The 18,449-nt window shown below is 72.0% G+C and carries 17 protein-coding genes; 14 read left to right on the top strand and 3 right to left on the bottom strand.

The features are described from left to right. The first annotated feature begins 24 nt into the window (after positions 1-24). The 13 genes from KRR26_RS29155 (at position 25) to KRR26_RS29095 (ending at position 13,562) form a co-directional block, all read left to right on the top strand. On the top strand, positions 25-933 hold the full coding sequence (locus tag KRR26_RS29155) for a LysR family transcriptional regulator (RefSeq protein WP_158611549.1): 909 nt from the start codon (positions 25-27) through the stop codon (positions 931-933). A 306-nt stretch (positions 934-1,239) separates the two neighbouring features. Then, on the top strand, positions 1,240-2,217 hold the full coding sequence (locus KRR26_RS29150; protein ID WP_120209089.1) for an Immediate early protein ICP0: 978 nt from the start codon (positions 1,240-1,242) through the stop codon (positions 2,215-2,217). Positions 2,218-2,332: 115 nt separating this feature from the next. Beyond that, positions 2,333-2,950: an RNA polymerase sigma factor gene (locus tag KRR26_RS29145; protein ID WP_120209210.1), complete on the top strand. Its 618-nt coding sequence runs from the start codon at positions 2,333-2,335 to the stop codon at positions 2,948-2,950. 71 nt (positions 2,951-3,021) lie between these two features. After that, positions 3,022-3,684, top strand: a complete 663-nt coding sequence (locus tag KRR26_RS29140; RefSeq protein ID WP_120209090.1) for an anti-sigma factor family protein — start codon at positions 3,022-3,024, stop codon at positions 3,682-3,684. Beyond that, entirely contained in the window at positions 3,681-4,133 is a 453-nt protein-coding gene (locus tag KRR26_RS29135; RefSeq protein WP_120209091.1) for a hypothetical protein, read from the top strand. Before KRR26_RS29140 ends, KRR26_RS29135 begins: the two co-directional genes overlap by 4 nt. Before the next feature lie 278 nt (positions 4,134-4,411). Next, on the top strand, positions 4,412-4,651 hold the full coding sequence (locus KRR26_RS29130; protein WP_120209092.1) for a chaperonin: 240 nt from the start codon (positions 4,412-4,414) through the stop codon (positions 4,649-4,651). Positions 4,652-4,764: 113 nt separating this feature from the next. Then, positions 4,765-6,174, top strand: a complete 1,410-nt coding sequence (locus tag KRR26_RS29125; RefSeq protein ID WP_217081400.1) for a hypothetical protein — start codon at positions 4,765-4,767, stop codon at positions 6,172-6,174. Positions 6,175-6,178: 4 nt separating this feature from the next. Continuing rightward, the gene (locus KRR26_RS29120; RefSeq protein ID WP_217081399.1) at positions 6,179-7,024 is read left to right on the top strand and encodes a helix-turn-helix domain-containing protein; all 846 of its coding nucleotides are present in this window, start codon (positions 6,179-6,181) and stop codon (positions 7,022-7,024) included. A gap of 95 nt (positions 7,025-7,119) precedes the next feature. Continuing rightward, positions 7,120-7,905, top strand: a complete 786-nt coding sequence (locus KRR26_RS29115; protein ID WP_147423036.1) for a metal-dependent hydrolase — start codon at positions 7,120-7,122, stop codon at positions 7,903-7,905. 85 nt (positions 7,906-7,990) lie between these two features. Then, entirely contained in the window at positions 7,991-8,374 is a 384-nt protein-coding gene (locus KRR26_RS29110) for a BlaI/MecI/CopY family transcriptional regulator (protein ID WP_120209096.1), read from the top strand. Positions 8,375-8,377: 3 nt separating this feature from the next. Further along, complete coding sequence (locus KRR26_RS37490) at positions 8,378-10,519, top strand: M56 family metallopeptidase (protein WP_217081398.1); 2,142 nt, start codon at positions 8,378-8,380, stop codon at positions 10,517-10,519. 85 nt (positions 10,520-10,604) lie between these two features. Then, positions 10,605-12,320, top strand: a complete 1,716-nt coding sequence (locus KRR26_RS29100) for an aldehyde dehydrogenase family protein (protein WP_217081397.1) — start codon at positions 10,605-10,607, stop codon at positions 12,318-12,320. A gap of 72 nt (positions 12,321-12,392) precedes the next feature. Next, on the top strand, positions 12,393-13,562 hold the full coding sequence (locus KRR26_RS29095; protein ID WP_120209098.1) for a tetratricopeptide repeat protein: 1,170 nt from the start codon (positions 12,393-12,395) through the stop codon (positions 13,560-13,562). Between the two features lie 199 nt (positions 13,563-13,761). Here KRR26_RS29095 and KRR26_RS29090 read toward each other — a convergent pair whose 3' ends face one another. From KRR26_RS29090 to KRR26_RS29080, 3 genes are all read right to left on the bottom strand, one after another. Then, positions 13,762-14,898, bottom strand: coding sequence for an NAD-binding protein (locus KRR26_RS29090; protein WP_120209099.1), 1,137 nt, complete (start codon positions 14,896-14,898; stop codon positions 13,762-13,764). After that, the gene (locus KRR26_RS29085; RefSeq protein WP_233577351.1) at positions 14,895-16,481 is read right to left on the bottom strand and encodes a cation:proton antiporter; all 1,587 of its coding nucleotides are present in this window, start codon (positions 16,479-16,481) and stop codon (positions 14,895-14,897) included. Before KRR26_RS29085 ends, KRR26_RS29090 begins: the two co-directional genes overlap by 4 nt. An 88-nt stretch (positions 16,482-16,569) precedes the next feature. Then, the gene (locus KRR26_RS29080; RefSeq protein ID WP_120209100.1) at positions 16,570-17,493 is read right to left on the bottom strand and encodes a DUF1684 domain-containing protein; all 924 of its coding nucleotides are present in this window, start codon (positions 17,491-17,493) and stop codon (positions 16,570-16,572) included. 105 nt (positions 17,494-17,598) lie between these two features. Here KRR26_RS29080 and KRR26_RS29075 point away from each other — a divergent pair, with 105 nt between their 5' ends. After that, positions 17,599-18,444: a 2-oxo acid dehydrogenase subunit E2 gene (locus tag KRR26_RS29075; protein WP_217081396.1), complete on the top strand. Its 846-nt coding sequence runs from the start codon at positions 17,599-17,601 to the stop codon at positions 18,442-18,444. Positions 18,445-18,449 lie beyond the last annotated feature (5 nt).

Below are 18,449 nucleotides of genomic sequence, written 5' to 3'. Positions count from 1 at the left end.
GGCTTTGATGCCTGTGATAACGAAATGCTCTCACCGACCCTCGACTCCCGCCGCCTCGCGTACTTCATCGCAGTCGCGGAGCTGCTCCACTTCCGCAAGGCCGCCGAGCGCCTCCGGCTGGCCCAGCCCGCGCTCAGTCAGCACATCCGTCGCTTGGAGGAGGAACTCGGCTGTCAGTTGCTGAAGCGAGATCGCCGCCGCGTGGAACTCACGCCCGCGGGGGCCGCGCTGCTGGACACCGGGCGTCGCGCGCTCGCGCAGCTCTCCCACGCCGCGGATGCCGCGCAGCGCACCGCCGCCAACCAGGTGGCGCTGCTGCGCGTGGGGTTCCTCAGTCCCGCTGCCTTCGCGCTCGTGCCGGAGGTCCTGCGCCGCCTGCGTCAGGCGCACCCGGATGTCCACCTGGTGCTCCGCGAGGCGGACAGCGTGACGTTGTTGGAAGAGGTGCGGCTCGGTCAGCTCGACGTGGCCTTCGTGCGAGGCCCCATCCCGGCGCCGGGCATCCGCGTGGACACGCTGTATGAAGAGCCCCTCGTGGTGGTGCTGCCCTCGAACCACCGCCTCGCGCGACGCGCGAAGGTGCCGGTCGAGGCGCTGGCGGACGCGCCGTTCATCGGCTTTCCCCGCGAGCCCGTGCCACCCCTGCACGACGCGATGATGGCCATGTGCGCCAGCGCGGGCTTCACGCCGACCTTCGTCACCGAAGCGAGCGAGTGGTACACCATCGTCAGCTTGGTGGTGGCGGGCATCGGCGTGGCCATCCTCCCCGAGTCCGTCCGCACCTTCAGTCGCAAGGGCGTCGTCTACCGCCCGCTCGTGGGCGAGCAGCGGCGCGTGGCGCTGACCATCGCGCGCCCCCTCGCGCCGCCGGGACCGGCCCTCCGCGCCTGTCTCCAAATCGTCTCGCGGCTCACGGGCGTCCGGCTCGCGTAGCGAGGGGCCCGTGGAACTTCCCGCAACGGGCGCCGCCGACTCAGCGAGAATGGGGACATGGGACACGTCGGTGATGTGAAGGGACCTCGGGGCCGGCCGGGCGAGCCTCGGCAGGGCTCCGGCTCGGACGGTCCTTCCGATGGGCGGATGTCCACCGGTGAACAGGGCGGTTCCGAGGACGGCGGCGCTTTCCGAGGGCCCAAGTCAGGCGGGCCGGGGCGCTCGCCACGCGGACAGGGGGGCCGCACCCTCGGGGACGACGGCCCCCAGGACGGCCGCGCGCGCCCCGCCACCGAGGCAGCTCCCATGTCGTCCCGCATCTCCGAGGGGACTCGCGGCGTCCGCGTCTCGCCGCCCGGAGAGTCACCCGCCACGCCGCGCCCTCGCGGTGGGGGCGCGCCGATGCCGGAGCCCCAGCCGGTCGCGGATGGTTTCCTGTCGAAGTCCGGGACCTCGGGCGCTCGCCCCGCGCTGGGCGCCACCGCGCGCGAGCCCGTCCTGGACGTGCGCGAGCTGCTCCCCCCGGGGCTGGAGGGCCTGGAGGGGCAGGAGTCGCTGGCGGGCCGCTTCGCCTCGGACTCCGCGCTGCTCGCGCCCCGGTTGAGCCCCGCGTCGCTGCCGTCCTCGGAGCGGGTGGCGCGCCTGTGGTCCTTCTTCGCCGCCTACGCGGAGGCCGCCGCCGCGCACCCTCCCCAGGATGAGGCACGCGCCGCGTTCCGCGAGGCGCTGGACGACCAGGGCTTCGCCACCTTCCACGACGCGGACACGGGGCAGGACGGCGTGACGGCGGCGCTGTGGGTGCTCGACGCGGACAGCCCCGAGGAGGCGCGCCAGCGCGCGGAGACCGTCCGCCTGGAGCCGCCTCCCGAGGTGCTGCGCTCGGAAGCGGCCTTCGTGCCGCAGAAGGAAGCGCCCCCCCGTGAGGAGCCCGCCCGGGAACGCCCCGCGGTGGAGCAGCGAGGCCCCGAGCGCTTCGAGCCGCCCGGCCTCACCGCGGGCCAGCTCGCCGCGGCGAACCTCGCGCGCGGGCTGGGCGCGTCCGTGCCGCTGGAGCGCCGCGACCGCTTCGATGCCTCCCCGTCGCCCGCCGACCCGAGTGCGCGCCAGGGCAGCGCTCGCAAGCTCGGCGGCCCCATGCTGTGGAACGTGCTGCACCGCTTCCGCGCCGGCCCCGAGGAGGACGGGGCCGTGACGCAGGCGAGGTGGGAACGCATGGCCTTCGGGGCCATGCTGGCGCTCGTGGGCATCGCCTTGGTTGCGGTTGCCCTCATCAGCAGCCTCTAGGCCCGCCCTCGGAGGGCGCCCCCAGGCTCGCCCCCCAAGGTACCGGGGGCATGGTGGCGCGGGGCCGCGTGATTCGCTTGGGCGGCAGCAGGCTTGTGGTACGGTGCCGCACAAGTTGGCCACCGACGACCTTACACTCGTCAAGCGCGTCCGTAGCGGGGACCAGCGCGCTTTCAAGCTCCTCGTCGAGCGCTATCAGCGCAAGGTGTACGCCGTTGCGCTGGGAATGCTGAAGGACAAGGAGGAAGCGATGGACGTCTCCCAGGAGGCGTTCGTCAAGGTCTACAAGTACCTGGACCACTTCAAGGGCGACGCCTCCTTCTATACGTGGCTCTACCGCATCACCTCGAACATCTGCATCGACGTGCTGCGCAAGCGTCGCGGGGGTGGGGGAGACCCCGTCGAGTTCGATGAGACGCAGGCGGTGGACCTGTCCGAGGCGCGCATCGGCGCGCTGGGCAGTCGGCTGGGGACCAATCCGCAGAAGAGCGCGCTCCGCAAGGAGCTGGCCGAGAAGATTCAGGAGGCCCTCGCCACGGTGCCGGAGAAGCACCGCGCCATCCTCCTGCTGCGGGAGATCGAGGGCATGTCCTACGAGGACCTGGCCCGCACCCTGGACATTCCCAAGGGGACGGTGATGAGCCGCCTCTTCCATGCCCGCGCCAAGGTGCAGAAAATCCTCAGCGATTACCTGGAATTGGACGAGGCGAAGAGCGGGGTGGGCGGTGAGTGAGCGGGCGTCGAATATGCGGGGAGCGCCCCCGTCTCACCGCGGCACCTTCACTGATTCAGCAGGGTGAATCCATGGCCGGAAATCCCGCGTGCGAGCGCTTCATCCCGCTCCTGTCCCCCTACATCGACGGAGAACTGCCTCCCGCGGAGCGCGTCACCGTCGAGCGTCATCTGACGGCATGCCGTGACTGCACGGGCCGCGCGGCGGATCTCCGCGCGGAGTCGGGCCTGTTGCGCGTGGGCCTGGACATGGCGGTGGACGATGTCGACTTCAAGGACTTCGCCCAGAAGGTGATGGCGCGGGTGACGCCGGAGAAGCCGCCGCTCCTGGAGCGGCTCAGGCTGGCGCTCTCCGAGATGTTCCTCTACCAGCGCACCGCGATGCTCTCCTCGCTGGCCACCGCCGCCGTGCTGGTGCTGGTGGGGCTGCCCCTCTTGCTCTCGCAGCGCGCCCCGGTGGGCTACGCCGGCGAGCGCATGACGGTGAAGGCCATCCAGCCCTACGCGGGAGCCCACGTCGCGCCGGTGGTGATGGAGACGGACAACGGCGGCTCCATCATCTGGATGGTAGATGAGCAGGAGGCCCCCGACGCGAATGGCGGGGGCGCTCGTCCGCCGCGCGACGAGGCGGACAGCGAGGAGCTGGGCATGGAGCCGGATACCCAGGCTCCGGGCGCGACGCCGGCGAAGCCCGCGGGTCCCGGGGCGCCACGCCCCACCGGAGGAGCACTATGAGAATGCACGGGGTGGCGGGACTGGCCCTCTTGGGCGCGCTGGTGCTGGTGGTCGCGCCCGGCGCGGCCCGCGCTCAGGATGAGAAGGTGAAGGTGCAGGTGGAGGTGGTGTTGGCCTCCAACAAGGGCACCGCGGTGGAGCCCGCCGAGCTGAGCAAGATGAAGGAGACGTTCCAGAAGCAGAACTTCAGCTTCACGTCCTTCAAGCGCTTGTCCCAGGAGGTGCTGGAGGTGGGCACCGACAAGGCCACCGAGGTGAAGCTCCCCAACGGGGTGAACGCCTCGCTGAAGCTGTTGGCCATGAAGGGCGGCATCGCCACGGTGCGCGTGGACATCCCGCGGCAGTCGTCGCTGGACGTGGAACTGGGCCGTCAGGGCTCGGTGTACCAGAAGGCCGGTCGGCACGTGGGCGGCGAGCTCATCCTCGTCCTGTCCCCGCCGCCCAAGTAGCTCGCGTCCTGCTCGCGGCCCGCGCCTCGCTTCTGCTGGCGCGTGTGCCCCAGGACGTGTCGTTCGCGGCTCACTTCCATGCCCGAGGCGTCGCCTCCCTGTCGGGGACGTGACGGCGCCTGCGCCTGGGGGCCCTGAAGAAATGCCAGTCCTCCGACGGCCCCGGGCGGGTCGTTCCACGCCACTCCCTGCGAGCACGCGGGGTTGGCTACCGGCACGGGCGTTGCTCGCTGCCCCGGGCAGCAGGGCGGCAATCCTCAACCTAGGGAGAAGCGAGCATGGCGAAGGCTCAGCAGCGTGGTCAGGTCATTCGTCGGAAGGCCCGGCAGGTGAAGGTGGGGACGGCGCGGGCGATGACGGGCGCGGGGCGGCGAGTGCGGCGGGTGCAGGTGACGTTGGGGGACCTCATCGCGGCGGCCTTCGACACCGTGGGCGATGAGGCGCGCAAGGTGGCGCAGGTGGTGTCGTCCCGTGACATGACCGTCGCCACCGGCAAGCACATCGTGTTCGTGGGGTGAAGCGCGGAGTCGAGCCTGCTCGCCTGGTTGCGAGCAGGGTGTGGCGCGGCCTCCCACACGAAGGCGCGTTCGGCTTCTTCGTTGCTCCAGAGGGGCGGGTAGAGTGCACGTCAATGACTGGCGCCGCCCCCTTCATTGCCCTCCTCGCGTTGATTCACACCCAGTCCTCCTCGGTGCAAGAGGTCCCCAACGATCCGAACCCTCCCTTCCAAGTCGATCCGGTTCCGGACCACGACGGGCCCAGCGAGAGTCCAAGCTGGCCCAGCGAGCCCAGCGGAGGCTCCAAGGGGGGCCTCGGCTTCCGCGCGCTGTTGGAGGTAGGGCCGCTGAGCTTCCCGTCGGGAACTCGGGGCGGGAAGCAGGACCTGTTCGCCTACGCCTATCCTTCGCTGGGCGTGGATGGCGGCGAGGACTTCGCGTTCATGCTCGGCGCGCCGCTGCGCTTCCGCATGGTGGATGAGGCACCGAAGCAGAAGGACCAGGACTACGGCGCGTATCTGCGGCGCGAGGACTGGGACGAGCGCAGCGACTATGGGCAGGTGGTGCGCCTGCTGCGCATTGGCAATGAGGACGGCCACGGGAGCCTGCGCATCGAGCCGTTCCTGGAGGAGTCCCTGGGGCGCGGCTACCTGGTGAACCGCTACGACAACCAGCTCTCGGCGGACTACCACCCGGCGGGAGGCACGCTGGCATTCACCGCGGGCCCCGCGCGCGTGGAGTTGCTCGCCAGCGACGTGCTGGCCGCGCGCATCTTCTCTGGCGAGCTGCTCCTGGACATTGGCCGCCTGGTGAGCGGCAACCCGGAGCGCTTCGATCGCTACCTGGTGCGCGCGTCAGCGGCGCATGACTTCGGTGAGGCGGGAGGCGTCACGCCCGAGGTGACGCTGGCGTCGATCGCGGGCGAGGTCGCCATGTACAAGGGCGAGCGGCTTCGGGCCTGGGTCCTGCTGTCCGGCGGCGCGCGCCTCAACGGCGACGCGCAGGACGTGGGGGGGCTGCTCGGGCTCGCCTTCGAGGGCACGTTCAAGGGGACGCAGATCAGCACCACCATTCAAGGGCGCCGCCAGGGCGGTGGCTTCCGGTTCGGCTTCTTCGGCGCGGGCTATGAGCTGGCGCGCTTCTCCGCGCAGGGCCTGTCCGAGGAGCCCGCGGCGCGCGAGCACCTGCCCGAGGACTTCTCCGGCTACCTGGAGGTCTCCATGGCGCGTGGCTCGGGGACGGACTCCACGGAGGTGGTGGCGAGCGGCTCGGTGGAGTACTTCGCCTTCGGCCGCACGGACGCGGACCTGTCGCTGAGCTTCAGCACGCCAGGGGGCAAGTCGCGAGGCATCGCGCGGGTGGTGGTGACGGGCCTGGGCTCGGCGCCTCGCTACTCGGTGGGCGTGGAGGGACGTCAGCGCATCCTCCCCGCGCTGTACCTCTGGGCCGCGGGCAACACGGTGCACTTCCCGCAGCCGGATGGGACGTTGGTGCGCGGGGTGAGCGCGGGCGCGGGGGTGGGCGTGGACTTCGCGCGCCACTGACGCCATGGGTCGCGCTCGGGTGACATGCGCGGAGGGGGCGGCGGGCTCGCTTCGCACGTGGCGTCCCGCGCTGCTGCCTGGCGTGGAGGTCACCCGCGTGGAGGAGGACGTCCGCCTGTGGGCGGGGCACTCCACGCGCTACGCGCTGCTGGCCACGGACGCGGGCGCCTTCGACTTCTGGTACCGCAAGCGCGTCTGGACGCAGGGGCCGGGGCGGCTGAAGCTCAAGCAACCCGGCGAGGTGCACCGCGACCTTCGCGTGCATGCCCCCGTGACGGCGCTGTCCCTCGCGTTCGAGCCCTCGCTCGTGGAGAACGCGGCGCGGGCGGTGGGCCTGCGCGCGCCCCTCGCGTTTCGCGACGTGCTCACGCGCGGCACGGGCCACACCGAGGCCGCGTGGGGGAGGCTCCGCGCCGTGCTCTCCGATTCGGGAGTGGGTCCGCTCGAGGCCGAGTCGGCGCTCGCCGAGACAGTCGAGGCGATGCTGCGCGAGTACGCCGAGGAGGCTCCCTTGGAGACGGGGGACGCGCGGCACCTTCCCGCCGTGCGCCGCGCGCGGGACTTCCTGCACGCACGCGTCGCGGAGGCCGTGGGCCTGGAGGCGCTGTCGTCCGCGGTGGGGCTCAATCGCTTCCAGCTGTTGCGCCAGTTCCGCGCGGAGTTCGGCCTGCCACCGCACGAGTACCTCACGCACCTGCGCGTGGCGCGGGCCCGCGTGCTGCTCGCGCGGGGACGTCCCGCGGGCGATGTCGCGCTGGAGGTGGGGCTCTACGACCAGAGCCAGCTCAACCGCCACTTCAAGCGCATCGTGGGGCTCACGCCGGGCCAGTACGCCCGCGCACGTCAATAACGCCCAAGCGGCGCACGCCGCGGCCCGCCTATCTCCTGGAGCGCTGGACTCTCGTGCCGCTCGTTCGCGCGGCCGTGCTCCGCGAGGTGATTCGAATGCGTGCTTCCCTGTCCGGGCCCGCGTGGCTCGTCTTCTGTTGTGTGTCTCTCGCCGCTGTTGCCGCGCCACCGCCCACGCCCACGCCGCCTCGCGCTGCGGTACAGGTGACGTGGCTGGGACACGCGGCGTTCGAGGTCGTGTCGCCCGGAGGCACACGGCTGCTCATCGACCCGTGGCTGAAGGGGAACCCCAAGACGCCGCCCGCGTGGACGGACGTGACGCGCTTCACGCGCGAGCGCCCCACCGCCATCCTCGTCACCCACTCCCATGGGGACCATGCGGACGATGTGCCCGCGCTCGCGTGGACGACGGGTGCGCCCGTGGTGGCCACGGGCGAGCACCTGCGCGCGATGAAGATTCCCGAGGCGCAGCAGCACAGCGTCAACGTGGGTGGCACGTTCCAGCTCGGCGACGTGACGGTGCACGTGGTGCCCGCCATGCACTCGAGCGAGGCCGGAGGCCGGCCTCTGGGCTACGTGCTGACGTTCGCGGATGGACGCTCGCTGTACCACACGGGGGACTCGTGGCTCTTCGGGGACATGGCCCTCATCCAGGAGCTGTTCCACCCGGACATCCTGCTGCTCAACGTGGGCGGCGGCCGCTGGGGCATGGACCCCAAGACCGCGGCGCTCGCCGTGCGCAAATACTTCCGGCCTTCCCTCATCGTCCCCATGCACTTCGGCACCTTCGAGCCGCTCTCCGAAGAACCCGATGTGCGCGCCGCCTTCGCCGGTGACCCCCGGCTGCGCGTGCTCGTTCCCGGACAGCCCGCGTCGCTGTAGGCCGCTCGCGGGCGGGCCTCTTGACTACGACTGTAGTCACGCGTACCTTTCGCCGTGACTACAGATGTCGTCACGCGAGGCCCCGATGAAGAAACCCGTGGGAGAGCAGGAGCTGGCGGTGCTCCGGCATGTGGCGGAGCACGGACCGGCGACGGTCGGCGAGGTGGCCGAGCGCTTCGGTGAGGCGCAAGGGCTGGCGCGCTCCACCATCCTGACGGTGATGGAGCGGCTGCGGCTGAAGGGCTACCTGACGCGCCGCAAGGTGGAAGGGGTCTTCCAGTACGTCTCGCCGGTGCCCGCGGGCGAGCTGCTGCGGGGCGTGGTGGGAGACTTCGTGGAGCGGCAGCTCTCGGGCTCCCTGTCTCCCTTCGTCACCTACCTGGCCGAGGCCGAGGACGTGTCCGACGAGGAGCTGAAGCAGCTCCAGGACGTCGTGGCGCGGCTGCGGCAGAAGAAGCGGAAGGAGTGAGCCATGGGCCTGCTCTGGGAAGGGCTGTGGCGTGCGTCGTGGCAGGGCGCGGTGTGCGCGCTGCTCGTCTGGGCGGTGCTGCGCGCGGTGCCGAGCGTGCCCGCCTCGTTGCGCGCGGGACTGTGGTGGCTGGTGGCGCTGAAGTTCGTGCTGTCCCTGGGCTGGCCGCATCCGGTGGCGCTGCCCCTCTTGTCGGCCGAGCCGCCTCTTGTCGCGAGCCCTCCCGTCGCGCGGAGGGAGGCGCCCATCGAGACGCACGACCTGTCGCCGGCTGCGCGCGTGGTGACGCGGTGGGAGCAGGGCACGAGCGCGGACGCGCCTGTCATCCCCTTGCGTGTGGGGGGAGCGGTTTCTGCGCCTCGGATGAGCGCGACTCCGCCGACGGCTTCGGGGCTGGCGTGGGGCATGTCGCTGCTGCGGGACGTGGTGGGGGGATTGCTGCTCGCGTGGGCCGTGGGCATCGCGTGGCAGGTGCGCATGCAGGTGCATGCATGGCTGCGCGTGCGGCGCATGTGTCAGCGAGCGAGGCCGCTCCAGAGCGCGGAACTCGCGGAGGAGCTGGAGTTCCTCTCAGGAGAGGCGGGACTGCGCGCACCGCCACGGCTGCTGGTGTCGGACGAGGTGGCGAGCCCGCTGGCCGCGGGGCTCTGGTCTCCCGTGGTGGTGCTCCCGTCCAAGGCGGTGCGCTCGTTGCCGGTGGACGTGCTGCGCATGGCGCTCGCTCACGAGGTGGCGCACTTGCGGCGCGGGGACCTGTGGCTGGGCTGGGTTCCGGCGCTCGCGGAGACCCTCCTCTTCTTCCACCCGTTCGCGCGCCAGGCGGCCCGCGAATACGCGCTGGCCCGCGAGGAGGCCTGTGACGCTGAGGCCCTGCACCTCACGGGCGCCGAGCCCGCGGACTACGGCGATCTGCTCATTGCCTTTGGAGTCACACGGGCTCCCGGTACCGCGGCGGCGAATGGCGCCTCCGCTCATCTCCACGCACTGCACAGGAGGCTTCGCATGCTCGAGCACGTCGATGTGGTTGTTCCTCGGTCCCGCCGCTGGCTGAAGGGAGCACTGGGATTGTTGGGCGTCGTGGCGCTGGTGCCCGTCACGGTCGTCGCCCGACCCGCTGAGCCCACGCCGGCTTCCTCGCGGACCCAGGCGACGCCGGTCGTCTCGGCGAGTCCGGCCACTCCGAGTGGGACGGGGGACGCGGTGGCGCCGCATGTGCGCACTGCCCCTCCGGCTCCGGTCGCACCCGTGGCTCCGGCCCCGCCGCGCGCGTTCGTGACGCCAGTGACGCCAGTGACTCCTGTGACGCCAGTGACTCCTGTGACGCCAGTCACGCCGCGCTCGCTCTCCGTTCCCGCGCCGCCGGCCCCTCCGCGTCTCGCGATGACTCCCCCGCCGCCGGTGCCTCCTCGGGCGGCGGCTGGGATGACGGCGCCCGTGCCTCCTCCTGCGCCGCCGGCTCCGCGCTATCGCGAGGACGATGACAACGAGGACAGCTACGTCCTCATGTCCGATGGCCATGTCAACATGTCGGGCTCTTCGGACGACGTGAACGTGGCGCGCACCTTCAAGCGGCCGGGCAAGGACCTGCTCTATGTGCGCCGCGCCGGCAAGTCGTTCCTCATCCGTGACAACGGCATCATCCAGCGCATGCGCGACGCGACGCGGCCCGCGCAGGAGCTGGGCAACGAGCAGGGCGCGCTGGGTGAGAAGCAGGGCGCCTTGGGCGAGCAGCAGGGGGCGTTGGGGGTGAAGCAGGCGGCGCTCGGCCAGCAGCAGGCGGCGCTCGGCGTGAAGCAGGCGGAGCTGGGCCACAAGCGCGCGCTGGTCGGGTTGGACGAGTCGACGATCGACCATATGACCGACGAGCGTGAGCGGGACCGTCGGCGCCAGGAACTCGCGAAGAAGGAGTCGGAGCTGGACCAGCTGGAGGCCGCGGTGGATCGCGAGCAGGCCGCGCTCAGTGAGAAGCAAGAGGCGCTGGCCCAGGAGCAGGAGAAGCTCGGCCAGAAGCAGGAGGCGCTGGGCCGCGAGCAGGAGAAGCTCGGCCAGAAGCAGGAGGCGCTGGGCCGCGAGCTGAACCGCAAGATGTACGAGATCATCGACGAGGCGATCCGCCAGGGCCTGGGCGAACCACTGCCCACCTGACGACGAAGTCACGCAACCCCGTGACGCCCGACGCGGGCATCTCCTATACCTTCGGGAGAGCCCCATGCCGTCGGAGGTCGTCACCATGTCCGTCGCCGTTCCGCGGTCCACTTCCAGTCAGGCACTCGAAACCGTGGTGCGCCGAGTCCAGGAGGGCTCGCGCGCGTGGGTGAAGCGCGGCCTGAAGGAGAAGATCGCCCTGCTGGAAGAGCTGCGCCGCGCCTACGGCGTCATCGCCGAGCGGAGCGTGCGCGCGGCGTGCGAGGCCAAGGGCATCGACCCCGCGAGTCCCCTGGCCGGAGAGGAGTGGCTCTCCGGCCCGCTGCCGGTGCTGCGCAACCTGCGCCAGCTCGTGGACTCGCTGAAGGACGTCCAGCGGCACGGCGCGCCCGTCATCCCCCGTTCGCGGCTGCGGACGCTGGATGACGGGCGGCTCGCCGCGCGCGTGTACCCGATGAACGCGCTCGACGGGATGCTCCTGCCGCGCAACGTGGGCGAGGTGTACTTCCAGCCGGGTGTCACCGCGGACAACCTGCGCGAGCACCAGGCTTCGTTCTACCGAAAGCCGCACGGCGGCCGGGTGTGCGCGGTGCTGGGGGCGGGCAACGTCAACTCCATCCCGCCGCTGGACTGCCTCTACAAGCTCTTCGTCGAGGGCACCGCGTGCGTGCTCAAGATGAACCCGGTGAATGGCTACCTCGGGCCCTTCCTGGAGGAGGCCTTCTCCGTCCTGACGAACCAGGACGTCTTCGCCGTGGTGTATGGCGGCGCGGAAGAGGGCGCGGCGCTGGTGCACCACGCGGCGGTGGACGAGGTGCACATCACCGGGAGCGACCGGACGCACGACGCGCTCGTGTGGGGACCTCCCGGGCCCGAGTCCGACGCGCGGCGCGCGCGCAACGAGCCGCTGCTCAGGAAGCCCATGTCCAGCGAGCTGGGCAACGTGTCCCCCGTGGTGGTGGTGCCCGGCCCGTACTCCGACGGTGAGCTGCGCTTCCAGGCGAACGACATCGCCGGCATGGTGTCCAACAACGCGTCGTTCAACTGCAACGCGGCCAAGCTGCTGGTGCAGCCCGCGGGGTGGGCGAAGCGGGGACCGCTGGTGGACGGCATCCAGGCGGGTCTGGGCCGCGCCGCCGTGCGCCGCGCGTACTACCCCGGCGCCGACCAGCGCTGGAGGCAGTTCACCGAGGGGCGCAGCGGCCTGCGGCTGGTGGGCTCGGCGGGCGAGGGCGAGCTGCCCTACGCGCTGATTCCCGGCGTGGACCCAAGCCACCTGGATGACCGCGTCTTCCGCCAGGAGCCCTGGTGCACCGTGCTGTCCGAGACGGGCCTGCCCGGGGGCGATGACCCGGTGGCCTTCCTGGACGCGGCGGTGCCCTTCCTGAACGAGAAGGTCTGGGGCACCCTCAACGCGACGCTCATCGTCCACCCGAAGACCCTTCAGGACGCGCGCGCCCGGGCCGCGGTGGAGCGCGCGGTGCGCGAGCTGCGCTACGGCACGGTGGCCATCAACACGTGGCCGGCCGCGGGCTACGTGCTGGGCAGCCTGCCCTGGGGCGGCCACCCCTCGTCCACGCCCCAGGACATCCAGAGCGGGCTGGGCTGGGTGCACAACACGCTGATGCTGGAGGACATCGAGAAGGCGGTGCTGCGCGCGCCCCTGACGAACCTGCCGCCCCCGCCCTGGGTGCCGGGGCACCGCGGGGCGCTCGACCTGGGGCGTCGGCTGGTCCAATTCGAGCTGGGGCCCTCGTGGCTGAAGGTGCCGGGCATCGCCGCCGCCGCGCTCCGGGTGTGAGGGGCGGGTGAAGCGGCCTGGACCCGCGCCGCCGAGTGAGCGGCGCGGCGGGAGCGTGGTAGGTATCGCGGCATGGCATCGATGCACGCGCGCGAAGGTGGCCGGCTCTTGCAGATGGGTGTGCCCCAGGAGGCCGTGAAGGCCTTCCAGAAGGGCCTCTCCATCGACCCCCACGACGTGGATTGTCTCCTGGGGCTCGTGCGCACGCACCTGAGCACCGGGGCCGCCGCCGAGGCCGAGGCCGCCGTCCTGAGGCTCCTGAAGGTCAAGCCGGACCACGTGGAGGGGCAGGGGCACCTGGCCATGCTGCGCGCCCAGGCGGGCAACGCCGAGGCGCTGGAGGCCCTCAAGGTGCTGGCCGCCGCGCCGGACGCGGGCTACTTCGAGCGCTTCAACCTGGGCTCGCTCCTCTTCGAGCGGGGGGACCTGGCGGGCGCTCGGGCCGCCTTCGCGTCCGCGCTGGAGGTGGTGCCGGGCAGCGCTCACACCCACTTCGAGCTGGGGCGCATCGGGATGCAGTCCGGGGACCTGCTGTCCGCCGTGACGCACTTCCAGAAGGCCTCGGAGCTGGCGCCCCAGGAGGCCATGCCGCTGCTCATGTTGTCGCGAGCGCACGCGGCGCGGGGCGACGTGGGGCTCGCGCTCCAGACGGCGACGCAGGTGTTGGACAAGGCGCAGGGCGCCACGCAGCGCGCGGCCCTGGAGGACCTCTTCAAGCTGTACCTCGCCGCGGGCAGCCCGGATGGGGCCAAGCGCGCGGTGCTGGAGCTGCGGCGCCTGGAGCCCACCAACGTCAACTACGTCTACCTGCACGGCGTGGCGATGATGAGCGCGGGCCAGGGCGCGGAGGCCAAGGCCCTCTTCGCCGAGGCGCTCCAGGGTTCACCGTCGAGCTGGCAGGTGCGTCACGCGCTGGCGCAGGTGTGCACGGCGCTCGGTGAGCGCGACATGGCCCGCTCGCTGCTGGAGGAGGTCGTGAGCGCCGTGCCGCGCGAGCTGGGCCCCGCCAATGACCTCGCGGCGCTCCTGATGGCGGAGAACGCGCACGCGCTGGCCCTGCCGGTGTTGGAGCGAGCGCTGGCGGCGCATCCTCGGGACGCGGGCACGCACCTGAACCTCGCGCGGGCCACGCAGTCGGTGGACGCTGTCACCGCGGCCCGCCACGCACGGCAAGCCCAGGCGCTGGGTGACAGCGACATCCAGGCGCAGGCGGCCCAGTTGCTCGAACAGCTCGGCGCCTGAGCCCGCGCCGACAGTCGGGCGCATGCATCCGCGCATCCGGCGATGACCGGGCGGCTGCTCCCGCCCGTGTCGCCGCGCACGCGCGACAGCAGGGCACCCGAGGGCGCTGCCGGTTCAGGGCCTGCGTCGACCCGTGTGGGCCGGCGCTGCGCCGCGCGTTGGAGCGTCTTGGACGAGGCGCGCGGCGCTCTGCTTCGCGTCAGCGGCCGAACAGGCCGCGGCGCTTCGTGGGAGGCGCGTTGCTCTGCGCGCGCGTCAGGCGCTGGCCCAGGATGCGGCTCATCTCCAGCGCCACCGAGGGGTTGGCCATCACCACGCCTCGGAAGTCCTCGCGTCCCACCGCGGCCAGCTCGCAGGTGGTGGACGCCACGGCGGTGGCCGTGCGCGGCTCTCCGGTGAGCAGGGCCAGCTCGCCGAAGAATCCTCCCGCGGACACGGTGGACACCGTCTGGCCCACGTTGTCCTTGAGCGCCACCTCCCCGGTGAGCACGACGTAGAACGTCTCGCCCGCGTCGCCCTGGTGGAAGATCTGCTCGCCCGCGGCCTTGGGGAGGAACTCGGCGCCGCGCGCCACGGCCTCCACTTCGTCGTCGCTGAGCGGGGTGAGGAAGTCCACCTTGCGCAGCGTCTGCGCCAGCGAGGACGTCACGCCGGTGCCCTGCGCGGGCTCGTAGGTGAGGAACTCCACCGCTTGCGCCACTTGCGCCCGGCGCGCCACCAGGATGGCGGTGTGGCCGCCGCGCAGCACCGTGCTGCCCTCCGGGAGCGCCGTCTGGCCGTCCGGATCCAACAGCGCGATGAAGATGCACTCGCGAGGAAAACCCGCCGTCGCGCGCACCTGCGCCACCGTCTGCCCGGCCACTCCGGCGCGCGCGGGGATGGTCAGCTCGAAGAGGAGCGCGTCGCCGCTCGTCAGCGGCAGCGAGCCCGCCACCTGCGGAAAGTCGATGGCGGTGGTCATCTTCGCCACCACCACTTCCGCCTCGGCCACCAGCTCCTTCACGCCCGCCATGCGGTAGGCCTCGCGGTAGCTGGTGTCCAGCATGCGCACCATGACGCGCGCGCTGGACACGGAGCGCGCCAGCATCGCGAACGCCAGGTTCTCCGAGTCGCGCGCCAGCACGCCCGCCGCGATGTCCGCCGCCCCGATGCCCGCGGCCTCCAGGGTCTTGGGGTTGGTGGCGTCCCCGCACACCGTCACCACGCCCACCTCCTCGAAGAGGCGGGCACACGTGGCCGGGTCCCGCTCGATGACCGTCACCGCGTGCTGCTCATCCACCAGCCGCGCGGCCAGCACGCTGCCCACCCGGCCGCCCCCCGCGATGACAATCCTCATGACGCGTGCTCCTTCTGAGTGTCCGAGTCCGCGCGGCCGCGCAGCACGTGCTCCAAATCCAGGATGCGCTCGTCGAGCTGCCCGAGCATGTGCTCCGCGGTGGCCTCGGGGATGAGCCCGTTGCGCCGCGCGCCCTGAAGCGCGGTGCGCTCCGCGTCGATGAGCCGCCGGCGCATGGCCAGCAAGTCACGCGCGCCCTCCGCGAGGTGCTGCTCCCCGATTCGGCGCAGCTCCCGCTCCGCGCGCGCGATGTTCACCTGGTACTCGCTGCGCAGGTGCTCATAGGCCCCGCGCGGCAGCAGCCCCTGCGAGTGCAGCGCCTCCAGCTCCACGTGCGCCGCGCGGCTCGCGATGAGCCTTCCGCGCTGCTCCGCCATGGCCAGCGCCACCGCGTCCTCTTGGATGAGGCCCAGCTTCTTGAGCGCGCCCGTCAGGAGCAGGCCCTGGCCCACCAGCGACACCAGCGTGACGCCGAACGAGAGCGCCACGAGCTGCTCGCGCGAGGGCGTGGACTCGGGCATGCCCAGCGCCAGACCGATGGACAGCGCGCCCTTGATGTTGCCCACCAGGAAGACGTGCTGCCAGCGCGGCGGGATGCTCTCCGCGGGCCGCAGCCAGCGCAGCAAGAGGAAGGGGATGTACACGCCCACCGCGCGCCCCACGAAGACGCTGAGCACCGCCAGCCCCACCCCGGGCAGATAGCCGCGCAGGTCGCCGGGGTGCGTGGTGAGCCCCACGGAGAGGAACAGGAAGGTGTTCACCCCGAAGGCGACGTACTCCCAGAAGGTGTGGATGGAGAGCTGGCTCTGCGGCGTCACGTCGCGATGCAACGTCACGCCCACCGCGAGGCCCGAGGTGACGGCGGAGATGGCGCCGGACAGGTGCAGCTGCTCGGCGAGCACGTACGAGGCGAGCGCCACGGCCGTGGTCACCATGATGTCCGCCAGCGGCTCCTCGGTGCGGCGGATGATGAACGCGCCCAGCATGCCCAGGGACAGGCCCACCACGGCGCCGCCCATGGACGCCAGCACCATGCGCGCGCCCATGGACGCCAGCGTGGGCGGCGCGCCTCCCGCCACCACCGCCGCGATGGCCGAGTACGCCACCAGCGCGGTGCCGTCGTTGAAGAGGCTCTCGCCCTGCACGATTCCGGACAGCCGCGCGGGCACCGGCGCCTTGCGGAACGCGTAGAGGATGGAGACGGTGTCCGTGACGGACAGGATGGCGCCCAGCAGCAGCGCGGGGCCCCAGTCCAGGCCCACCAGCGCGTGGAGCATGCCGCCCGTCGCGCCAATGGCCAGCACCATGCCCAGCGTGGACAGGAGGCTGATGGGCGCGGCGTTGGCGCGGATGCTCGCCAGGTCCGCGGTGATGCCGCCCTCGAACAGGAGCAGCGGCAGGCAGACCAGGAACACCACCTCCGGATTCAGAGGGGGCACGCCCGGCAGCAGGTGTCCCACCGAGATGAGCAGTCCGCCCACGACCAGCGCGACGTTGTAGGGCACGCGCACGCGCTTGGCCGCGATGGCCAACGCGATGGCCGCCACCATGAGGCCAATGAGAAGGGGCATCTCGAGGAGCACGGCCCCAGCGTCTCAAATGGAGCCGCGCCGCGCACCCCTCAAATCCTCCGCGAGCGCACGGCCGGGCGGATGCCCCCCGCGGTGTCCGTCAGTGGTCGCCCGCGCGCTTCTCGCCCGCCTCCACGCGCAGGGCCAGCCGGTTGCCACGCGGCGGCAGCGGGCAGGTGGCGAAGCGCGTGAACGCGCAGGGCGGGTTGTACGCGCGATTGAAATCCAACGTCACGCGTCCGTCCTTGTCCGGCAACTCCGCGGAGAGGAAGCGGCCCGCGCCGTAGGTGGTGTCGCGGTTGGTCTCGTCGGCGAAGATGATGAAGAGCTGGTTGGCGCCCTCCTCGATGACGGGCATCAGGCGGTACTCCTTGCCGTTCACCGTGAACACCAACGTGCCCGGCGACGGCATCTCCTCCACCATGCCCAGCACGTTGGGGACGGCGAGCGTGTGGGGCGCGGCCGCGGGCTCCAGGCGCGCCTGCACGCGCCACGCGGCGCTCGGCTCATACACGGGGATGCCGTGGAACGCCTTGCGCGTGGGGGCCTCCGAGTCCTTCACGCGCACGCCCAACCGGTCCCCGCGCTTGATGACCTGGAACGTGACGCTGCCCACCTTGAGCACGTCCGGCTCGCCCTTCGCGTCCGACTGGAGCGCCCCGCCGGTGAATGGCAGGCCGTTGCGCGTGAGCGTCACGCCCGGCGCGGGCTGGAAGGTGACGGCCTCGCCCGTGCGCGTGAAGGTGCCCACCCGGGCCGGCGTGGAGGCGGGGAGCGGCACGGCGCTGTTCGGCGCGGAGCCGGCGGTCTGCTCGCCCTCCTTCAGCCACGAGAGGCCCACCAGGGTGAGCCAGCCATCCTCCGACGTCAGCCGCTGGATGCGGCTCTCGTTCCAGGCGCGCGTGGCCGTGGTGACATCTTCCGCGGGGGCCGCCGCCTTCGCGGCCGGAGGCGGCGGGGCCTTCTTGGGCGGCTGCGGGGTGGCGTGGAGGGACAGGGCGAGAGCGAGGGCGAGGGGGCTCATGGGAAGGGCCTCGAAGCGAGAGGGACCGGCCTGCGGCTCCCTGTCTAACAGGGCGGGAGGTGGGTTGCAGGGGAGTCTCGGGCGTGCGATGGCCCGGAGCCGAGCGTGAACCTGGACCTCCAGCCGGCGCGGACCCCCAGCGCCTTTCGCAAGCTCGCGCTGGGCACGTGGCGCACGCCGCGCGACCCCAGCGCGTATGCGTCGTTGGAGGTCCGCATGGAGCGCGCGCTGGCCTTCATGGCCGCGCTGCGGAGGGACTCGGGTCCACGCCTCACGGTGACGCACCTGGTGGCCAAGGCCGCGGCGGACGCGCTCGCCCGCTACCCCGAGGCGAACGTGCTGCTGCGCCGCAACCGCCCGTGGCAGCGCCGGGACGTGGGCGTGTGCGTGATGGTGGCGCAGCCCGCCCAGGGCACCGGCCGCGTGGACCTCACCACCGCCACCGTGCACCGCGCGGACGCGATGTCGCTGGAGGCGATGGCCGAGCAGCTCGAGGCGCGCGTGTCCCAGGTCCGCGCCCGCCGCGACGCCGTCATCGAGCGAGGCAAGCGCCGCTCCTCTCGGCTCCCCGGCTGGCTGATGGGGCCGGCGCTGCGGCTGCTGTCCTTCGTCTGGTTCGGGCTGAACGTGGACCTGCGCGCGGTGGGCATGCCCCGGGACCCCTTCGGCTCGGTGGTGGTGACCAACCTGGGCTCGCTGGGGCTGGAGCGCGGCTATGTGGCGCTGGCGCCGTACACGCGGGTGCCGCTGTTGCTCGCTCCCGGCTCGGTGCGCGACGAGCCCGTGCTGGAGGACGGCGCGCTGGTGCCGGGCAATCTCCTGACGTTGACGTGCACCTGGGATGCGCGGCTCATCGACGTGACGCTGGCCGCGCGCGTGCTGCGCCATCTGGGCGAGGCGCTGGAGGACCCCGAGCGCGCCTGGGGTGCGCGCGGCCTGGCGCCGGGGTAGAAGAG

Origin of the sequence: Citreicoccus inhibens, from assembly GCF_019039035.1 — a bacterium.
GTDB lineage: Bacteria > Myxococcota > Myxococcia > Myxococcales > Myxococcaceae > Citreicoccus > Citreicoccus inhibens.
Note: the sequence above shows the minus strand (reverse complement) of the source record. Positions and strands in the feature narration are given on the sequence as shown.